The organism is Novosphingobium rhizosphaerae (assembly GCF_050920675.1).
Lineage (GTDB): Bacteria > Pseudomonadota > Alphaproteobacteria > Sphingomonadales > Sphingomonadaceae > Novosphingobium > Novosphingobium rhizosphaerae.
Window position 1 is genome coordinate 249,353 of record NZ_CP137862.1, and the last position, 18,023, is coordinate 267,375.

Annotated in this window: 14 protein-coding genes; 10 read left to right on the top strand and 4 right to left on the bottom strand. The window is 65.7% G+C overall.

Going from position 1 to position 18,023, the window contains the following annotated elements:
* The first annotated feature begins 82 nt into the window (after positions 1-82).
* Positions 83-1,549, top strand: a complete 1,467-nt coding sequence (locus R9J51_RS21140) for a GH1 family beta-glucosidase (protein ID WP_179562567.1) — start codon at positions 83-85, stop codon at positions 1,547-1,549.
* A 4-nt stretch (positions 1,550-1,553) separates the two neighbouring features.
* Positions 1,554-2,549, top strand: a complete 996-nt coding sequence (locus tag R9J51_RS21145; protein WP_179562565.1) for an alpha/beta hydrolase — start codon at positions 1,554-1,556, stop codon at positions 2,547-2,549.
* A 184-nt stretch (positions 2,550-2,733) separates the two neighbouring features.
* Here the strand turns inward: R9J51_RS21145 and R9J51_RS21150 are convergent, their stop codons facing one another.
* On the bottom strand, positions 2,734-3,111 hold the full coding sequence (locus R9J51_RS21150; RefSeq protein ID WP_168557393.1) for a Rieske (2Fe-2S) protein: 378 nt from the start codon (positions 3,109-3,111) through the stop codon (positions 2,734-2,736).
* A gap of 11 nt (positions 3,112-3,122) precedes the next feature.
* Positions 3,123-4,157: an MDR family NADP-dependent oxidoreductase gene (locus tag R9J51_RS21155; RefSeq protein WP_179562563.1), complete on the bottom strand. Its 1,035-nt coding sequence runs from the start codon at positions 4,155-4,157 to the stop codon at positions 3,123-3,125.
* 143 nt (positions 4,158-4,300) lie between these two features.
* On the opposite strand from R9J51_RS21155, the gene R9J51_RS21160 reads away from it, so the two are divergent.
* From R9J51_RS21160 to R9J51_RS21175, 4 genes are all read left to right on the top strand, one after another.
* On the top strand, positions 4,301-4,708 hold the full coding sequence (locus tag R9J51_RS21160) for a nuclear transport factor 2 family protein (protein ID WP_168557391.1): 408 nt from the start codon (positions 4,301-4,303) through the stop codon (positions 4,706-4,708).
* Positions 4,709-4,729: 21 nt separating this feature from the next.
* Positions 4,730-5,920, top strand: a complete 1,191-nt coding sequence (bktB, locus tag R9J51_RS21165) for a beta-ketothiolase BktB (RefSeq protein ID WP_179562561.1) — start codon at positions 4,730-4,732, stop codon at positions 5,918-5,920.
* Between the two features lie 108 nt (positions 5,921-6,028).
* Positions 6,029-7,405, top strand: a complete 1,377-nt coding sequence (locus tag R9J51_RS21170) for a malonyl-CoA decarboxylase (RefSeq protein ID WP_179562559.1) — start codon at positions 6,029-6,031, stop codon at positions 7,403-7,405.
* Positions 7,406-7,700: 295 nt separating this feature from the next.
* The gene (locus R9J51_RS21175; protein ID WP_179562557.1) at positions 7,701-10,091 is read left to right on the top strand and encodes a TonB-dependent receptor; all 2,391 of its coding nucleotides are present in this window, start codon (positions 7,701-7,703) and stop codon (positions 10,089-10,091) included.
* Positions 10,092-10,250: 159 nt separating this feature from the next.
* On the opposite strand, the gene R9J51_RS21180 is transcribed toward R9J51_RS21175, so the two are convergent.
* Both R9J51_RS21180 and R9J51_RS21185 read right to left on the bottom strand, forming a co-directional pair.
* A complete protein-coding gene (locus R9J51_RS21180) occupies positions 10,251-11,783 on the bottom strand; it encodes a carboxylesterase family protein (RefSeq protein ID WP_179562555.1) in 1,533 nt (510 codons plus the stop codon).
* Position 11,784: 1 nt separating this feature from the next.
* A complete protein-coding gene (locus R9J51_RS21185; protein WP_179562553.1) occupies positions 11,785-13,311 on the bottom strand; it encodes a malonate--CoA ligase in 1,527 nt (508 codons plus the stop codon).
* Between the two features lie 112 nt (positions 13,312-13,423).
* On the opposite strand from R9J51_RS21185, the gene R9J51_RS21190 reads away from it, so the two are divergent.
* From R9J51_RS21190 to R9J51_RS21205, 4 genes are all read left to right on the top strand, one after another.
* Entirely contained in the window at positions 13,424-14,119 is a 696-nt protein-coding gene (locus R9J51_RS21190; protein WP_432788070.1) for a GntR family transcriptional regulator, read from the top strand.
* A 44-nt stretch (positions 14,120-14,163) separates the two neighbouring features.
* Complete coding sequence (madL, locus tag R9J51_RS21195) at positions 14,164-14,544, top strand: malonate transporter subunit MadL (protein ID WP_179562549.1); 381 nt, start codon at positions 14,164-14,166, stop codon at positions 14,542-14,544.
* The gene (gene madM, locus R9J51_RS21200; protein WP_246866267.1) at positions 14,522-15,298 is read left to right on the top strand and encodes a malonate transporter subunit MadM; all 777 of its coding nucleotides are present in this window, start codon (positions 14,522-14,524) and stop codon (positions 15,296-15,298) included. The genes madL and madM overlap by 23 nt, the downstream gene beginning before the upstream one ends.
* Positions 15,299-15,645: 347 nt before the next feature.
* A complete protein-coding gene (locus R9J51_RS21205; protein WP_179562547.1) occupies positions 15,646-18,009 on the top strand; it encodes a TonB-dependent receptor domain-containing protein in 2,364 nt (787 codons plus the stop codon).
* The last annotated feature ends 14 nt before the right edge of the window (positions 18,010-18,023 follow it).

Sequence of the window (18,023 nt, forward strand, 5' to 3'; positions counted from 1 at the left end):
ATAGCGTAACCATTGCCGATGACACGGGGATTTGGAACGGCGCCGACGCCGCGCCCCGGCTTACCTTGAGGAAGAGGATAGCATGAGCAGAATCAGCCGTCGCGATCTGGGCCGTGGGCTGGGCGTTGCCGCCCTTGGCGCAACTGTTGGCGGCGTGCCGCCGGTGCTGGCGCAAGCGGCGCCTGCAGGCGGGACCGGCGTTGGTGGGGGCGCCGGTGCATTTCCGGCCGATTTCGTGTGGGGCTGCGCCACGGCGGCCTATCAGATCGAAGGCGGCGTCAAGGAAGACGGACGCGGGGCCACCAACTGGGACGTGTTTGCCCATACGCCGGGCAAAGTGGCGCAAGGCGCCACCGGCGACGTGGCGTGCGACAGCTATCACCGTTATCCCGAGGATATTGCCCTGCTCAAGGCGCTGGGCGTGAAGGCCTATCGCTTCTCCGTGGCCTGGTCGCGCATTTTCCCCGACGGGAAGGGCAAGCCCAATGCCAAGGGGCTGGATTACTACAACCGCCTGGTCGACGGGCTGCTGGCCGCCGGGATCACCCCGCATGTCACCCTGTTCCACTGGGACTTGCCCGCCGCGCTGCCCGGCGGCTGGCAGAACCGCGATACGGCGCTGGCCTTTGCCGACTATGCCGGGTTCATGGCCGGCAAGCTGAGCGACCGGGTGAAGCATTTCATGACGGTCAATGAACTGCGCTGCTTTACCGATCTGAGCTATATGACCGGCGGCAAGGCGCCCGGCCTCAAGCTGCCGATGGGCGAAGTCAACCAGGTGCGCCACCACGGCGTATTGGCCCATGGCCTGGGCGTGCAAGCGATCCGCGCCCATGCCAAGCCGGGGACGCAAGTGGGCCTGGCCGACAACGCCACGATCTTTGTGCCCGCGATCGAAACGGCCGAGCATATCGACGCGGTCAAGCGGGCGGTGCGCGAGGAAAACGCCATGTTCCTCACCGCGATCATGGAAGGCCGCTATATCGACAGCTACCTGGCGGCCCAGGGCAAGGATGCGCCCAAGGTGCAGGCCGGTGACATGGCCGCGATCGGCAGCCCGCTCGATTTCGTGTCGGTCAATATCTATACCGGCAACACCGTGCGCGCCGATCAGTCCAAGCCCGGCGGTTATGAAATCCTGCCCCACCTGCCGCAATCGCCGCGCATGGCTTCGCCCTGGCTCTATGTCACGCCCGAAGTCATGTATTGGGGCCTGCGCACGATCCACGAGTTGTGGCAGCCCAAGGCGCTCTATGTTTCGGAAAACGGCTGCTCGGCCGACGATCCGGTGGCGGCGGACGGCAAGGTCTATGATGCCGACCGCGTGATGTACTTGCGCAATTACCTGACGCACCTGCAACGCGCGGCGCGCGAGGGGCTGCCGGTCAAGGGCTATTTCCTGTGGAGCCTGATGGACAATTTCGAGTGGGAGGATGGCTATACCAAGCTGTTCGGCATCCACCATGTCGATTTCGCCACGCAGAAGCGCACGCCCAAGCTGAGCGCGGACTGGTATCGCCAGCTCATCGCCACCAATCGCCTGGTGTGATGCGATGAGCGATCTGCAGCCTTCGCGCCGCGCCTTGCTGGGCGGCATGGCCGCGCTAGGCGTGGCGGCCGCCGCCGCTGCGCAGAAGGCCAGCGCCGGCCCCACCGCGATCCATTACAGCGGGCCATCGCTGCCGCTTTGGCCCGGCGCCATTCCCGGCGCGCGGCGCGCGCTGCCCCAGCGGCGGATCGAGCAGCGCAGCCAGAGCGCCGATTTCGATGATCGCTGGCTCTATGGCGTGGCCGCGCCCACGCTGGAAGTGCGGCGCCCCGCGTTCCAGGATGGCTCTGCGGTGATCCTGGTGCCGGGTGGCGGCTATGGCTTTCTTTCCATCGACAACGAGGGCGAGGAGCAGGCCCGCTGGCTGACCCAGCGCGGCGTGACCTGCTTCATCCTTTACTATCGCCTGCCTGGCGAAGGCTGGGCCAATCGCGGGTTGGTGCCCTTGCAGGACATGCAGCGCGCGGTGCGCCTGGTGCGCCATCGCGCCGGCGAATTCGGCGTCGATCCGGCGCGCCTGGCCGTGCTGGGCTTTTCCGCCGGGGGGCATCTGGCGGGCAGCGCAATCACGCGCTTTGCCGAAAAGACCTATGCCCCGGTGGATGCTGCCGATACGCAATCGGCACGGCCCGATCTGGCCGGGCTGATCTATCCGGTGATCACGCTGAGCGAGGCCTTCGTCCACGCCGGATCGCGCGACAATCTGCTCGGCGAGGGCGCCAGCGCGGCGGCCACGCAGGCGGCTTCGGTGGAACGGCTGGTGAGCGATGGCACGCCGCCCACGTTCCTGACCGCTGCATCCGACGATGGCCTGGTGCCGATCCAGAACAGCCTGGCAATGTATCAGGCCCTGCTGGCCAAGGCGCGCCCTTGTGAATTCCACGGCTTCGACCAGGGCGGCCACGGCTTTGGCGCACGCTTGCCCCAGACGGTGCCGGCTCACGCCTGGCCTGACCTGTTCCATGCCTTTGGTGTGCGGCACGGGGTGTTCAAGGGCTGAGGTGTCTGGCTTCCTGGCCCCGTTTGCAGCGCCGTTGCGCAAGCAGGCTTCGACAAGCTCAGCCGAACGGAATTCAGGAGGATTTTACTCAAGCTCCGTTCGCCCTGAGCCTGCCGAAGGGCATTCCCGCAACGCTTGCGCAAAAGGCCTCCACAAGCCGGCCCGGCCTGAACCCAAACTTGCCTCAGCCCGGCAATTCCACCGGCGTTTCGTCCATGCCCGGCGGCGTGGCAGGCACCGCAACTTCCACCACGCCATTGGCCACGCGCACGGGGAAGCGGCGCAGGGTGGGGTAGGCGCCGCCGATGCAGCGGCCATCGGCCAGGTCGAAGCGGGCGCCGTGCAGCGGGCACATCAATGCGCCGCGCCGGATGCGCCCCGTGGAAAGGCGCGCGGCGGCGTGGGTGCAGCGGTCGTTGACGGCGACGATGTCATCCTCGAAGCGGGTGAGCAGCACTTGCCAGCCGTTGACGGCGTGCACGGTGGCCTGGCCTTCGGCAATGGCGTCTTCCGTGGCGACTTGATGCCACACCTGGTCTTCCACGCGATCCTGCTCCGTCATACCTGTTCCGCTTATACTTCCACGAGCGTTTTGCCGATGGTCTGCCCCTGCATCAGCGCGATGAAGGCGCCCGGCAGGCTCTCGAAACCATGGTGCACGTTTTCCAGCGGCACAAGCTGTCCGCTGCGATGCAGTTCATCGAGCGTGGCCTGCGCCTGCGCCAGCCGGTCGGCATGGTCGTAAGTGAGAAAGCCGCGCATCGTCAGCCGCTTGACCACCAGTTGCCACAACTGGGTGACACCGTGGGGATGATCGGCATCGTTGTATTGCGCGATCATGCCGCACAGCGCGATGCGCCCGCCTTCGCGCATGCGCGGCAGCACGGCATCGAGCAGCGGGCCGCCTACGTTGTCGAAATAGACGTCGAACCCCTGCGGCGCCGCGGCGTCGAGCGCCTGCCCGAGTGCCTCTGGCGTGCAGCGATGGTCGATCGCCGCCGCTGCGCCGATATGACGCACCAGCGCGGCCTTTTCCGGGCCACCGGCCAGGCCGACCACCCGGCAGCCCAGCGCGCGGGCCAGTTGCACCACGGTGCTGCCCGTGGCCCCGGCGGCCGCGCTGACGAGCACGGTCTGCCCGGCCTGGGCCAGCCCCACGGCCACCAGGCCGACCCAGGCTGTCAGCCCCACCGGCCCGAGCGCGCCCATATAGGCGCGCAGCGGCACGCCCGGCTGTGGAGAGACGCGCTCCAGCCCTAGCGCATCGGGCCCGATGACAAAGTGATCGGACCATGTGCCCAGCACGCGCAGCAGCGTGCCCACCGGCCAATCGTCATGGCGCGAGGCGACCACTTCGCCCAGCGCCATGCCGGTGATCGGCGCGCCCAGCGCCACGGGCGGCAGGTAGGACCGGCGATCATCAAGAAAGCCGCGGATTGCCGGATCGACCGAGCCGACCCGCATGCGCACCAGCATCTGCCCATCGCCCGGCACCGGCATTGCCGTTTCGACAAGGTCGAAGCAATCGGACGTGGGCACGCCGGCGGGGCGGCGGCGCAGCACGATGTGGCGCACCGTGGCCGGCAGTTCTGGCAGGGTTTCGGGCATCCGTCTTCCGTCGTTGTTCGTTCTGGCTATGGTTCTTGATAGGGCCTTGCCGCCCCAAGGCGCTCTAGCTTTTTCGCTAGGTGGCGCATGGCCGGGGTGGGGCGATGATGGCGCAACACCAAACCGGGAGAGGAACGCGCGCCATGACGCCTGCCCAGATGATCGCCTTCGTCGATGAACTCTATGGCCTGACGGGCACCGGCCAGTGGGACGCGGCCGCCGCGCGGCTGACCGATGATTTCGTTGTGGTGGAAGCGCCTGGCCTGCCCATGGCGGGTGCCTATCACGGGCGCCACGCGCTGCGCGAACTGTTCGAGAAAGTCATGGGCCTGATGGATGTGGTGGCGATGGACCGGGTGGAAACCACCGCTGGTGCCGACCATGCCGTGACGATCCTGTCGTTGCGCTTTGCCGATCCGGCGCTGGCCCCGGCGCAACTGTGCGAAGTGTTCCGGTTTCGCGAGGGCAAATGCTGCGCGATCACGCCCTATTATTTCGATCCGGCGCCCGTGCTGGCCGCCACCGCCGCCAAGCGCGCTGCGCTGGCCTGACATCCAAGGACGTTGAAGACCATGACCGAGCAGCCTGACGACATCATGATCCTGGGCGCGGTGCGCACCGCCATCGGCGATTTCGGCGGTGCCCTCAAAGGCATTGCTGCGGCAGACCTGGGGGCGCGGGTCCTGGCCGAAGCGGTGCGCCGTGCCGGCCTGGCCCCGGAAGATGTGGGCCATGTGGTGATGGGCCAGGTCATTCCGTCGAGCGGGAAGGACGCCTATCTCGCCCGCGCGGCCGCGCTCAAGGCCGGTATTCCGGTGGGCGTGCCGGCGCTCACCGTCAATCGGCTGTGCGGCTCGGGCCTGCAGGCGATCATCTCTTCGGCGCAGATGATGAAGTTGGGTGAAGCCGATATCACCCTGGCGGGCGGCGCGGAAAGCATGTCGAGCACGCCCTATCACGATCATGGCCAGCGCTGGGGCCGCAAGATGGGTGATGGGACACTGGTCGACGCATTGGTGGAGACGCTGTCCGACCCGCTCGACGGTTGCCATATGGGGATCACCGCCGAAAACGTGGCCGCGCGTTATGGCATCTCGCGCGAAGACCAGGATGCCCTGACCGTGCAAGGCCACGCCCGCGCGCTGCGCGCCATGGCCGAGGGACGCTTTGCCGAGCAGATCGTGCCGATCGAGTTGGTTACGCGCAAGGGCACCACGCTGTTCGACATCGACGAGCACCCGCGTGCCGGAACCACGGCCGAAGGGCTGGCTGCGATGAAGCCGGTTTTCCGCAAGGACGGCACGGTTACGGCCGCGAACGCCAGCGGCATCAACGATGGCGCTGCGGCGATGGTCCTGGCCCGGCGCGAGGTGGTGGAGGCGCGGGGCCTGGCGCCGCTGGCGCGCATCGTCAGTTGGGGCCATGCCGGGGTGGACCCGGCCTTCATGGGCATTGGCCCGGTCAAGGCCGTGCCGATCGCCTTGGCGCGGGCCGGGCTGACTCTGGCCGATATCGACGTGATCGAGGCGAACGAGGCCTTTGCGGCGCAGGCGCTGGCCGTGGCGCGCACGCTGGGTTTCGATCCGGAGCGCGTCAATCCCAACGGCAGCGGCATTGCCCTGGGACACCCGGTTGGCGCGACCGGCGCGATCCTGGTGGTCAAGGCGGCGCACGAATTGCGCCGCACCGGCGGCCGTCTGGCGCTGGTCACGATGTGCATCGGCGGCGGGCAAGGTATCGCAATGGTGATCGAAGCGACCTGATTACATGCAATAGGCGTGATTATCGCGTTTCGTGTATGCCAGATCGGTCAATTATGATGTATCGTATATCCATCGGCCTGATTCTGGCCCTTGGGAGATGCGTGCGCCATGCCGTTCGAGCGATCGGGCCTTGCCCGCGACATTCTGGAAAGCCTGTTCCAGCGCTGGCGGCGTTCGGGCCGCCAAGCCGTTGCGCCGGCGCCTGCGCTGGCCGATGCGCCCCTGATCGATCGCGCGGCCGCCTTGCTGGAAGAGCGCAGTCAGTCTTCGGGCGTGCATCTGGCGGCCGAAATCCTCGACGCCTATGCCGAACTCGACGAGGCGGGGCGGCATGATTTCCTGCGCGCGCTCGGCACGCGGTTTGCCCCCGATCCCGGCGCGATCCGCGCGGCGCTGGCGGCTTATGATGCCGATCCCACCCCGGCCCGCCTGTCGGCCGTAACCCACGCCGCGGAGGCGCCGCGCCAGGAAGTCTTGCGGCGGTTGAACCAGGCGAGTGCGGGCACGGCAAGCCTGGTGGCGATGCGGGCCGATCTCTTGCGGCTGCTACCCCACGATCCGGCATTGGCGGCGCTGGAGGATGACATGGTGCATCTCTTGCGGTCGTGGTTCAACCGGGGCTTCCTGGTGTTGCGCCGGATCGACTGGAGCAGCCCCGCCGATCTGCTGGAGCGGATCATCCGCTATGAAGCGGTGCATTCCATCGCCACGTGGGACGATCTGCGCGCCCGCCTGCTGCCGCCCGATCGCCGGTGCTATGGCTTTTTCCATCCCGCGCTGGGCGATGAGCCTTTGATCTTCGTGGAAGTGGCGCTGTGCGCGGATGTGCCGGATTCGATCCCCGCGCTCCTGGCCCAGGACCGCGCGGTGCTCGATCCCCAGGCGGCGCGCGTTGCGGTGTTCTATTCGATCTCCAACTGCCAGGCGGGGCTGGCCGGCATCAGCTTTGGCCAGTTCCTGATCAAGCAGGTGGTCGAAGACCTGGGTGCCGAATTCCCGAACCTTGCCACCTATGTCACGCTCTCGCCCATCCCGGGTTTTGCGCGCTGGCTCAACAGCGCAGGCGAGCGGGGCGACGCTGCGGCCGTTGACGCGCTGGCGCAGGGCTTGCCCGATCCATCGTGGCGCGAGGACGATCCGCGCCGGCAAGCGCTGTTGCGCCTGGCCGCACGCTATCTGCTGGCCGAACGCGATGCCAAGGGACGCCTGCGCGATCCCGTCGCGCGTTTCCATGTGGGCAATGGTGCGCGGGTGGAGCGGCTGTGCTGGCTGGCCGATCCCGGCCCGCGCGGCATGGTGCAGTCCCATGGGCTGATGGTCAATTACCTCTATGACCTCGCCAGCGTCGAAGCCAATCACAATGCCTATGCACGGCACCGCGTGGTCAACGCCAGCGGCCCGCTGCATGCCCTTTTGGCGGATCGGCAAAGCCGCAGCACGGGCAAGCGCGACTCCCGGGCTAGATTGGTCGATCAATCTGCCTGACCGGATCGCAACGGCCTTTGCCCGGCGGGCATGCACGGTCCGGCACGGGCCGCTGCTCTGGTTAAGGGGCGCATTCGGTTTCGCGGGCGTAAAATACTGTTTCCAAGCAGGTACGCGCCGTTCTGGCTGCCGCGCAGGGGTCTCAACTGCGCCGCAGATTCATGGGTTTTGCCCAGAAACCATCCTTTCCATGGATGGGTTTGAATAAATCCTATCTATTTTACTTCTAATTGGAAAGGAGGCATTGCCGTTTTGGTCAGGCCAAATAGCCGGCCACGATAAGAGGGAGGATCCTGTGCGCAAACTCTATACCGCGGCTCTGTCGTCTGCGTCGGTGCTCTGTGCACCCGTGGCCATGGCGCAGTCCACCACTGCCCAAGACGCCGTCGCGGGGGAAGCCGCTGCGCAAAGTGGCGAAATCATCGTGACCGCCCAGCGCCGCAGCGAAAGCCTGCAGCGCGTCCCGGTGAGCGTTACGGCGCTGTCCAAGGATGCGCTTAGCGCGCAGAACCTCAACGATCTCACGCAAATCTCTCGCGCGGCGCCGTCGCTGCAAGTGGGCGTGGACAATTCCTTTGCGGTGCGCGGCATCGGCACGCTGGCCTTTGCCGGCACGATCGACAGCAGCGTGGCCATCGCCATCGATGACGTGAACCTGGGGCGTCCGGTCCTCAACAGCCCGCTGCTCAACGACCTGGCGCGCGTCGAAGTGCTGAACGGGCCGCAGGGCCTGTTGTTTGGCAAGAATGCGTCGGCCGGCCTGCTCAACATCGTCACCGCGCGGCCCAAGCTGGGCGACTATTCCAGCGCCACCAATCTTGAACTGGTCAGCCGCGACAAGCCGTCGGAATCGGGCAGCGCCTTTGGCGTCATCGCACGCGAGACGCTGAACATCCCGGTGACGGCGAATTCGGCGCTGCGGCTGAGCGGCCTCTATTCCTACCAGGAACCCGCAACCACCCACGTTGGCGCCTATGCGCCGGGCACGCGCCACGATTTGAACGCCACCAGCTTTTCCTTCAAGGGCAAGTACCTGGCAGAGCTGACCGACCAGCTCACGTTCTATGCGATCGGTGACTACAACGAAAACCACGGTATCGCGGGGATTTTCGACAACACCTATCGCCAGGTCGACGCGACCAGCACCAACCTGCCGTCGCTGAACGCCGCGGGGATCACGCCGGGATCGCGCAATTTCCTGTTCGGGGGCGAAGCGAACCAGTTTCGCGATATCAAGACCGGCGGCGCGCAGGGCCAGCTGTCCTATCGCCTGGCTTCGGGCATCGAGATCAGCAACCTGTTTGCCTGGCGGTTCTATACCCAGAACCAGGCAGTGGATGGCGATTACCTGCCCGGCAATGGGCTCAACACCAATGCGTCCCAATCGCGCTATGACCAATATTCCAACGAGTTGCGCGTGGCGCTTCCGGCCGAGAACCGGCTGAGCGGGCAAGTCGGGCTCTATTGGTTCAAGTCCAAGCTCGATCTGGCGCGCCAGCTTGCCGGCAACAGCTATCTGTCGGATACGGCGGCGCGGGGCTATCCCTTCTGCGTCGGCGCCGTGGCCGTTCCGGGCGCCAACCCGCCGACTTGCGCGCGCAGCAACGTGGCGCAAGTGGGCAGCGATCGCAACTATGTCCAGAACACGCAAAGCTATGCCGGTTTCGGCCAGCTCACCTACAAGGTGGTCGATGGCTTGCAACTGATTGCCGGCGGCCGTGTCACCCATGACAAGATCGACCTGGTGCTGGCCCAGAACCAGTTGAACTATTACCAGGCATTGGGCGGGCCGCGCGGGACGTTCTCGTCCAGCTATGCCAACACCGATTTCAGCTGGAAGGCCGGCGCACAGTTCCAGGCAACGCCCACGATCATGTTCTACGGCTTCTATGGCCGGGGCTACAAGGGGCCCGGGTTCAACGACAGCTTCCCCACGGCGACGGCCGATGTGGTGGTGCGGCCCGAAACCTCGCGCACGGCCGAAATCGGCGTGAAATCGAGTTTCCTCAACCGCAAGCTGACGATCAACCTCTCGGCCTTCCACACCAAGTTCGACAACTTCCAGGTGCAGTCGTTCAACGCTGCCCTGGCGACGTTCCAGGTGCAGAACGCGGCCAGCGTCACGTCGAAGGGGATCGAGGCGATGGTGATCGTGGCGCCGTTTACCGGCTTCACGCTGACCAGCTCGGCCTCACTGCTGTCGTCCAAGTTCGACAGCTTTGCCGGTGCGCAGTGCTACCCCACGCAAACCACGTATGGTTGTTCGGCCACCCAGGCGACGTTCGATGCGGCGGGGCTGACGCTGCCGGCAGCGCCGCGCTTCACCTCCACCATGCTGGCGCGCTACGAAGTGCCGCTGGAAGGAACGGTGAAGCCGTTCATCCAGGGCAACTGGTACCATCGCTCGTCGATCAACTACACCGTGAACCAGGCGCCCGGCGCCACGGTGGGCGCGATCGACGTGTTCGGCGCGAGCATCGGTGCCAAGCTGTCCAACCGGCTGGAAATCTCGGTGTTCTGCAAGAACTGCACGAACGAGATCAACCCGACGTCGATCGGCGTGGATTCGGGGGATTCGAACGCGCGCAATTCCCGGGGCCAGTCCACGCCGAAGCTGTCCTATACCCAGCAGTTCGGGCTGGATTCGGTGCGCTCGTTCGGCCTCAACCTCGGCATGAATTTCTAGAGCGCGATCGACTTTGACTGCGTCAAAGCCGGCGCTCTACCATTTTGATTTGCCGCATTTTTCCGAGTCGGCAGGTGATTCCACCTGCCTTGAAAATGCTCTAAGCTCCCGACCAGGCGAAACCCGGCAACGCCCGCGCAGGCGTTGCCGGGTTTCGTCCTATTCGCCCCAGATCTGCCGTTCCACACCATCGGGATCGCTGGCGATCGCCGGCGCATGGTCCAGCACCATGGTGGCGCGCGCCTTGGCATCATAAGTTTGCCAGGCGGGAAGGCCCGGGCCGGCCGGCGCCTGTCCCTGCGCAAAGCGCAGCATGGCACCGTGCATGGCGTTGGCCAGTGGCTGATCGGCCGCGGAAAGCCCGAGGAACTGGGCCATGCCCTTGCCGTTCACATGGTCGAAGGTGAACGGCACGTCGAGCACGTGGGGGCTGTGGCCCTTGAACGGGCCGCCGGGTGCGGGATACGTCAGGCGATAGCGCCACACCGGTGTGCCATGACTGGCCTGGGCGGCCGCCAGGCGCAGGCAGGGCATGCCGTATTCCTCTGCCGTGAGCAGGCGCCAGTGGCGTTCGGGCACCGAAAGCTCGGGAAAGGCCTGGGCATAGGCCGCATCGAGCGTGGTCATCTGCTCTATCGTGGCATTGGACAAGGCTTGCGGCTTGATCGGGCCGGCGGCGTCCTGAGGCGCGATGAACAGGCGGCTTTCATCGGCATTGCTGCCGATCAGCAGCGGCACGCGCGGCGCCTGGCCGGCGCGCAGCCGGGCGAGCGGAACCATGGGCAGCACCTGGCCATCGACCATCGGCCGGAACGGGAAATTGCGCGGCCAGCCGGCCTTGGCGGCTTCCTGCGCAGCAAGCAATTGCGCGGTCGGCGCGGTGAGCAGCTTGTCTGCCCCGCCCAGCTTTTCGGCCAGGACACGGGCAAAGGCCTCGGCCTCGGCGCGGGTGTGCACCGTCTGGCCGCCGCCGCTGAAAATCGCGGCGCGGGAATAGAGCGTGTCGGCCATGGGCATGCCCAGCAGCGTGCCCACGTTCTTGCCCCCGGCGGATTCGCCGGCAATGGTGATGCGCGCCGGATCGCCACCGAAGGCGGCAATATTGGCGCGAACCCAACGCAGCGCCAGCACCAGATCGCGCATGCCGTTGTTGGCACTGCCCGCGTATGCCGCGCCGAGCAACCCGCCGGTTTCCAGGAAACCCAGCGCGCCCACGCGATAGTTGACCGTCACCGCCACCACGCCATCGGCGGCAAAACGGTCGCCGGCGGTGAGCGCTTCGCCGCTCCACCCCGTTTCGTTGCCGCCGCCGTGGATATAGACCAGCACCGGATGGCGGCCGGGCGCGGTGGGCGCCCAGATGTTGAGCGCCAGGCAATCTTCGCTCATCGTCCCGGCGAACGGCATCATGCCCGCGCGCTGGGGACAGACCGGGGCGGGCGCTGTGGCATCCCATAGGCCGGGCCAGCGCGGCGCCGGGCGCGCCGGGGCAAAGCGGGCCGCGCGGCCATAGGGAATGCCGGTGAACACGCGCACGCCATCGGCCAGCTTGCCGCGCACCGCGCCGCCGGTGGTGGCGATGGTGAGGCCATCGCCCATGGCCTTGGCAAAAACGCCCGGTGCGTGGACCAGCAAGGGCGCGGCGGCGATCAAGCCCAGCGCTTCGCGGCGGGCGAGGGTGGCGCCGACCATATCAGTTCACCTTTGCCGCAAAGAGATCGGCGTGGGCTTCACGCAAGGCTTTCTTCTGGATCTTGCCCATGGTGTTGCGCGGCAGTTCGGGCACGAAGATCACCCGGCGCGGCTGCTTGAAGCGGGCCAGTTCCCCTTGCAGCGCGGCCAGCACGACGGCTTCGTCAAGCGCGGCATCGCGCGCCTGGACCACGGCCACCACGCCTTCGCCCATGTCAGGGTGGGGCACGCCGATTACCGCGCTTTCCGCAATGCCGGGAATGGCATCGATCAGCGCTTCCACTTCGGCCGGATAGACATTGAACCCGCCGCAGATGATCAGGTCCTTGGCCCGGCCGACGATGGAGACATAGCCCGCGGCGTCGATCACGCCCATGTCGCCGGTGATGAAAAAGCCATCGGCGCGCAATTCCTCGGCAGTCTTTTCCGGCATCTGCCAATAGCCCTTGAACACGTTGGGGCCGCGCACCTCGATTCCGCCGACGGCGCCCTGCGGCAGGACGGCGCCAGTATCTGGATCGGTGATGCGCAGTTCCACGCCGGGCAACGGTAGGCCCACGCTGCCGGGAATGCGTGGCCCCTCATAAGGGTTGGACGTGTTCATGTTTGTTTCGGTCATGCCATAGCGTTCGAGGATGGCATGGCCGGTGCGGGCGGAAAATTCCTTGTGCGTTTCGGCCGAAAGCGGGGCCGAGCCGGAGACGAACAGCCGCATGTGCGCCACCAGATCGCGGGTAAAGGCAGGGTCGGCCAACAGGCGGGTGTAGAAGGTGGGCACCCCCATCAGCACGCTGGCGCGCGGCATCAGGCGGATCAGTTCGGCCACGTCGAATTTGGGGCACAGGATGATCGCGCTGCCCGCCGCGATGGTGATGTTGGTCGCCACGAACAGCCCGTGGGTGTGGAAGATCGGCAGTGCGTGGAGCAGCACGTCATCTGCGGAAAAGCGCCAGTAATCCTTGAGGGTGAAGGCGTTGGAGGCAAGGTTGGCGCGGGTGAGCATGGCGCCCTTGGACCGGCCGGTGGTGCCCGAGGTATAGAGAATGGCGGCGAGGTCTTGCGGGCCGACGGCATGCGGCGTGGGGTTCGCGCCGTGGGCAGAGAGGCCCGGAACCAGCGTGCCTTCGCCCGCAGCGCCCAGCGTGAGCCGCGCCGGAACGCCGAGTTCGTCGCACAGCGCGGCCATTGCCGCTTCGTCCTGCGGGCGGTGGATGAACAGCGCGGGGGCTGCGTCGCTCAGGAAAAACCGCACTTCGGCCGGGGTATAGGCGGTGTTGAGCGGCAGGTAGACCGCGCCGATGCATTGCGCGGCGAGATAGGTGAGCAGCGCGTCGGCGCTCTTTTCCACCTGCACGGCCAGCCGGTCGCCCACTTGAACGCCGGCGGCGCGAAACAGGCCGGCCATCTGTCCACAACGCGCCAGTGCGGCACCATAGGTGATCACGGAAAGATCGGGCAGGATCAGGAATGGCGCATCGGGCGCCGCCAGAGCGCGGGTTTGGAAAGTGGCGAACAGATCCTGCTCCATGGTGATCCCTTTGTTGGTCGGCTTCTTTGTCGGACAGCTGGCCGTTGGTACATACATGATGGTTGAATAGCCTTCTAGTGTATGCAAGATGTGTTGTGGAGAAAATTTGCGCATGCAGGATAATCCGATGAACGCGGCCGAGGAAGCCCCCAGCCTGCTCCTTTCCGAGCGTATCCGCATCGCGCTCGCTGACGAGATCACCGCCGGCAGCCTGGGGCCGGGCGCCACGCTGGACGAGCAGCAGATCGGTGATCGGTTCGGTGCTTCGCGCACGCCGGTGCGCGAGGCGATCCGCCAGCTGGCGGCCGTAGGGCTGGTGGAAATGCGCCCCCGGCGCGGCGCGGTGGTTTCCGGTTTCACCACGCAGCGCATCATCGACATGTTCGAGATGAGCGCCGAGATCGAGGCGATGTGCGTGCGCCTGGCGGCCTATCGCATGAACCCGATGGAGCGCAGCCGCCTGGCGCAGTTGCACGAGGATTCCCTCGCGATGGTCGAGGCAGGGGACATCGACGCATATGACCGCATGAACTGGTCGTTCCACCAGGTGATCTATAAGGGCACCCACAACGCCTTCATCGCCGAACAGGCCATGACCTTGCGCGATCGCATGGCGGCCTTCCGCCGCACCCAGTTGCGCGAAACCGGGCGCCCCGTGCGCTCGCGCGCGGAACACGGCGATGTGGTGGCCGCGATCATGCGCAGCGATGGCGAGGAAGCGGCGCGGTGCATGCGCGCGCACATGTTCAATGCCTCGATCGCGCTGGAACGCTTCACCGCCAAGCGCGAGGAATTGGGCACCGGCTGAGGCGCCAGGCGCCGCAACAACGAAAACGGGAGTGGGGTTAGGCAATGGCGATCTATGGAACGGCGCTTTTGGCGCTGTGCACCTTGTTGGGCGCGGCGTTGGGCGAATTGCTGGGCGTGGCGCTGCATGTGAAGGCCAATGTCGGCGGCGTGGGCCTGGCCATGCTGCTGCTGATCGCCGCCAAGGGCTGGCTCGCGCGGCGCGGCAAGCTTACCCCCGGCTTGCGCCTTGGCGTGGAATTCTGGGCGCTCATGTATATCCCGATCGTGGTGGCCATGGCGGCGCAGCAGAATGTGCTGGCCGCGGTGGAAGGCGGACCGATGGTGGTGATCGCCGGCGTAACGGCAGTGGCCCTGTGCTTTGGCCTGGTGGCCGTGCTGGGTCGGGTGTTGGATGGCCGTCATGGGGGCCGCCACGATGGGTGAGATCGCGCAAAAGATCGTGGCCGACCAGGGGCTGGTGCTGGCCTTTGCGCTGGTGGGCGCGTTGATGTGGGGCAGTGCCGCCATCTCGCGCTATCTTACCGCCGGGCGCATCCACGCCAGCGCCATCGCCATCCTGGCCGCGCTGGCCCTGGCCTGGTGGGGCGGCGTGTTGACCGGCGGCAAGAAAGGCCTGGCCGACGTGCCGGGCCTGGCCGGGCTGGCCCTGATGGGCGGTGCGATGCTGCGCGATTTCGCGATCGTCGCCACCGCGTTCGAGGTTGACGTGATCGAAGCGCGCAAGGCCGGCCTGATGGGGGTGATTGCACTGGCGCTGGGCACAGTGGTGCCCTTTGCCGTGGGCGTGGGCGTCGCGTGGAGCTTTGGCTATCGCGATGCCGTCTCGCTGACCACGCTCGGCGCTGGCACGGTCACTTACATCGTCGGGCCGGTCACGGGCGCTGCGCTGGGGGCATCGTCCCCGGTGATTGCCCTGTCCATCGCCACCGGCGTGCTCAAGGCCGTGCTGGTGATGACGTTCACGCCGATGGTGGCGCGGTTCATCGGCCTGGACAATCCGCGCAGCGCCATGGCCTTTGGCGGCTTGATGGGCACGGTCAGCGGCGTGGCCGGCGGCCTTGCCGCCACCGACCAGCGCCTGGTGCCCTATGGCGCGCTGACCGCAACATTCCACACCGGCATTGGCTGCCTGGTGTGCCCTTCGATCTTTTTCCTGATCGTGCGCGCCCTGGCCTGAACTGTATACGCAGGTTGCGCCCTTTCATCCCCGGCAGGCCTATTGCGGCCTTGCCGGGGATAATTTTGCGCCTCGCGTGCACATAGCTCTCACATTTGCCCGGTCTGGCATACAAAACACGATTCCGCATTTGACAACGCCGTCATCCTGAAATACAAAATTACGAAATCGCCACAAACGGTATGCCAATCGGTCAATTTCGCCGAATCGAGCATACATAAGAAACAATGGTGATGCGGGAGGAAGGGTGTGATGGGGGCGGATTGCCGGCGCCGCAAAGGTGCGCGGCCGGCGCAGTGGCGCCTCTCTCATGCCGAAAACACAAGATGCCGGATGGGAGCAGACGCATGAAAGCCACCTTTGCACATTTGATTTCGCGCGACGCCTTGGCGATTTCCCTGGGCGCCCTGGCGCTGGCCAATCCCGGTGCAGCATGCGCGGCGGCGCCCGCGCCCGCGCCCGCGGCTCCCGCTGCCGCAGCGGCCGATGTGCCGCCCGCAGCGGTGACCGATATCGTGGTCACCGCGCAAAAGCGCAGCGAGCGTTTGCAGGATGTGCCCGTGGCGGTCAGTTCGGTCAGCGGTGACATGCTCAAGGCTGCCAATCTCACCAACATCACCGACATCCGCTTTCTGGCGCCCAGCGTGCAGTTTGCCGAATCCAACAGCGTGCGCGGCGAAGGCTTTGCCGTGCGCGGCGTGGGCACCTTTGCCTTTGCCGACGGTACCGAGCAAAGCGTGAGCGTGGTGGTCGATGGTGTGGTGCTGGGCCGCCCAGGCATGGGCACGGGTGACCTGGCCGACGTGGCGCAAGTGGACGTGCTGCGCGGTCCGCAGGGCATGCTCTTCGGCAAGGGCGGATCGGCGGGCGTGGTCTCGATCACCACGCGCAACCCCACCGACAAGTTCGAAGGCAGCGCGCGCGCCAGCTATGGCACCGACAATGAAACCAAGCTGGAAGGCGTGGTCAACGTGCCGCTGACCGACACCCTGGCCTGGCGCACCGCCGGCTATTTCAACCACCGCGATGGCTTCATCAAGAATGTATACACGGGCCAGATGCTGGGCGGGCAGAGCGAAGGCGGTTTCCGCACCAAGCTGCTGTTCAAGCCCGATGCCGATCTTTCGGTGCTCGCCTCGTTCGACTGGGGCCACCATTCGTCGGCCTGCTGCCAATCGGTGATCGTGGGCACGGTGGGCGCCGCTGCCAACAACTATGTGGTGCAGCGCCTTGCCGCCTATAACATCGTGCCCAGCCTGGATAACCGGGAAACCAACGTGGGCGGGCCGGTCTATCTCAACATGACGCAGTGGGGCGGCTCTTTGCAGATCGACAAGTCGATCGGCGATTATACGCTGACGTCGATCACCGCCTTCCGCCGCTGGGTGCTGCAAGACAACACCGACACCGGTTTCACCGACACGCCGTTCTTCCCGGTGAACGGCGCCGACGAAGCGCAGCAGCAGTTGACCCAGGAAGTGCGCCTGGCATCGCCCAAGCGCGGGCTGTTCGACTATGTCGCCGGGCTCTACTACTTCAACCAGAACCTCAAGGCGGCCTATCCGCAGCAGGGCCAATTGGGCCTGCCGGCGTCGAGCGCTGTATATAGCCGCAAGGCGCAGCCCGATATCCAGACGTTGAACTATGCCGTGTTCGGCCAAGGCAACATCAACCTGTCGCGGCAGTGGAAGCTGATCGTGGGCGGGCGCTATACGCACGATGACCTGACCATGATCCGCTACAACCGCACGCTGGTCAGCCCCACGGACAACGCTTTTCCCGGTGCGCCGCCGCTTTCGTTCGACCAGACCACCTATCCCAGCAACCGCAAGGCGGATAATTTCAGCTACAAGCTGGGCACCGAATACAAGATCACGCCCGATGTCATGACCTATTTCACCTATTCGCGCGGTTACAAGGGGCCGGGGATCGGCCTGGTCAGCGGCTATTCGCTGGGCCAGCCGCTGTTTTCCAATCCGGAAATTCCGACCAACTATGAAGTGGGCTTGAAAACCGCGTGGTTCAACCGCCGCCTGGTCTTCAACATCGATGCCTTCACCACCGACATCAAGGATTTCCAGACCCAGGTGGCCACGCCGTTCATCTTCAACGGCACCAACCTGGCGATCCTGCAGATCGCCAACGCCGGCAAAGTGCGTACCCGCGGCATCGAGATGGACTTTTCCGCGCGGCCCAGCGACCGCCTGACGATCAGCGGCAACGCGGCCTATATCGATGCCAAGTTCGCCTATTTCCCCAACGGCACCTGCAACTATCCCACGCAACCCGGTTGCTTCCTGAGCACCACGATCCCCGGCACCACCACCACGGTGCCGGCCACGCGGTTCTTCAACAACACCGGCAACGTGCTGCCCAACAGCCCCAAGTTCACCTATTCGCTCAATGCCAATTATGACGTGCCGCTGAGCGGGGCGATCACGGGTTTCGTCAAGGCGAACTACAACTATCGCAGCTCGGTGAATTTCAGTGCCAACGGCGATCCGCTGACGTTCCAGCGCGGCTATGGCATTGCCGGGGGCCAGGTTGGCGTGCGCGATGCCGACGGGCGCTGGAACGTGGCGGTCTTTGCCCGCAACCTTTTCAACACCCGCTTCGTCACCGCGATCAGTAACAATGGCAGCTACCAGACCGCATGGCTCACCAGCCAGGCCATGCGCACCGTGGGCGTGCTGGCCGACATGAAGTTCTGACCCTTGACCCTGTC

What these genes read in the sequence shown, in the direction of transcription:
- R9J51_RS21180 (WP_179562555.1), bottom strand. Translation starts at nt 11,783, where the DNA reads ATGGTCGGCGCCACCCTCGCCCGCCGCGAAGCGCTGGGCTTGATCGCC.
- R9J51_RS21140 (WP_179562567.1), top strand. Translation starts at nt 83, where the DNA reads ATGAGCAGAATCAGCCGTCGCGATCTGGGCCGTGGGCTGGGCGTTGCC.
- R9J51_RS21160 (WP_168557391.1), top strand. Translation starts at nt 4,301, where the DNA reads ATGACGCCTGCCCAGATGATCGCCTTCGTCGATGAACTCTATGGCCTG.
- R9J51_RS21205 (WP_179562547.1), top strand. Translation starts at nt 15,646, where the DNA reads ATGAAAGCCACCTTTGCACATTTGATTTCGCGCGACGCCTTGGCGATT.
- R9J51_RS21150 (WP_168557393.1), bottom strand. Translation starts at nt 3,111, where the DNA reads ATGACGGAGCAGGATCGCGTGGAAGACCAGGTGTGGCATCAAGTCGCC.
- R9J51_RS21170 (WP_179562559.1), top strand. Translation starts at nt 6,029, where the DNA reads ATGCCGTTCGAGCGATCGGGCCTTGCCCGCGACATTCTGGAAAGCCTG.
- madL (WP_179562549.1), top strand. Translation starts at nt 14,164, where the DNA reads ATGGCGATCTATGGAACGGCGCTTTTGGCGCTGTGCACCTTGTTGGGC.
- bktB (WP_179562561.1), top strand. Translation starts at nt 4,730, where the DNA reads ATGACCGAGCAGCCTGACGACATCATGATCCTGGGCGCGGTGCGCACC.
- R9J51_RS21190 (WP_432788070.1), top strand. Translation starts at nt 13,424, where the DNA reads ATGCAGGATAATCCGATGAACGCGGCCGAGGAAGCCCCCAGCCTGCTC.
- madM (WP_246866267.1), top strand. Translation starts at nt 14,522, where the DNA reads ATGGGGGCCGCCACGATGGGTGAGATCGCGCAAAAGATCGTGGCCGAC.
- R9J51_RS21145 (WP_179562565.1), top strand. Translation starts at nt 1,554, where the DNA reads ATGAGCGATCTGCAGCCTTCGCGCCGCGCCTTGCTGGGCGGCATGGCC.
- R9J51_RS21155 (WP_179562563.1), bottom strand. Translation starts at nt 4,157, where the DNA reads ATGCCCGAAACCCTGCCAGAACTGCCGGCCACGGTGCGCCACATCGTG.
- R9J51_RS21185 (WP_179562553.1), bottom strand. Translation starts at nt 13,311, where the DNA reads ATGGAGCAGGATCTGTTCGCCACTTTCCAAACCCGCGCTCTGGCGGCG.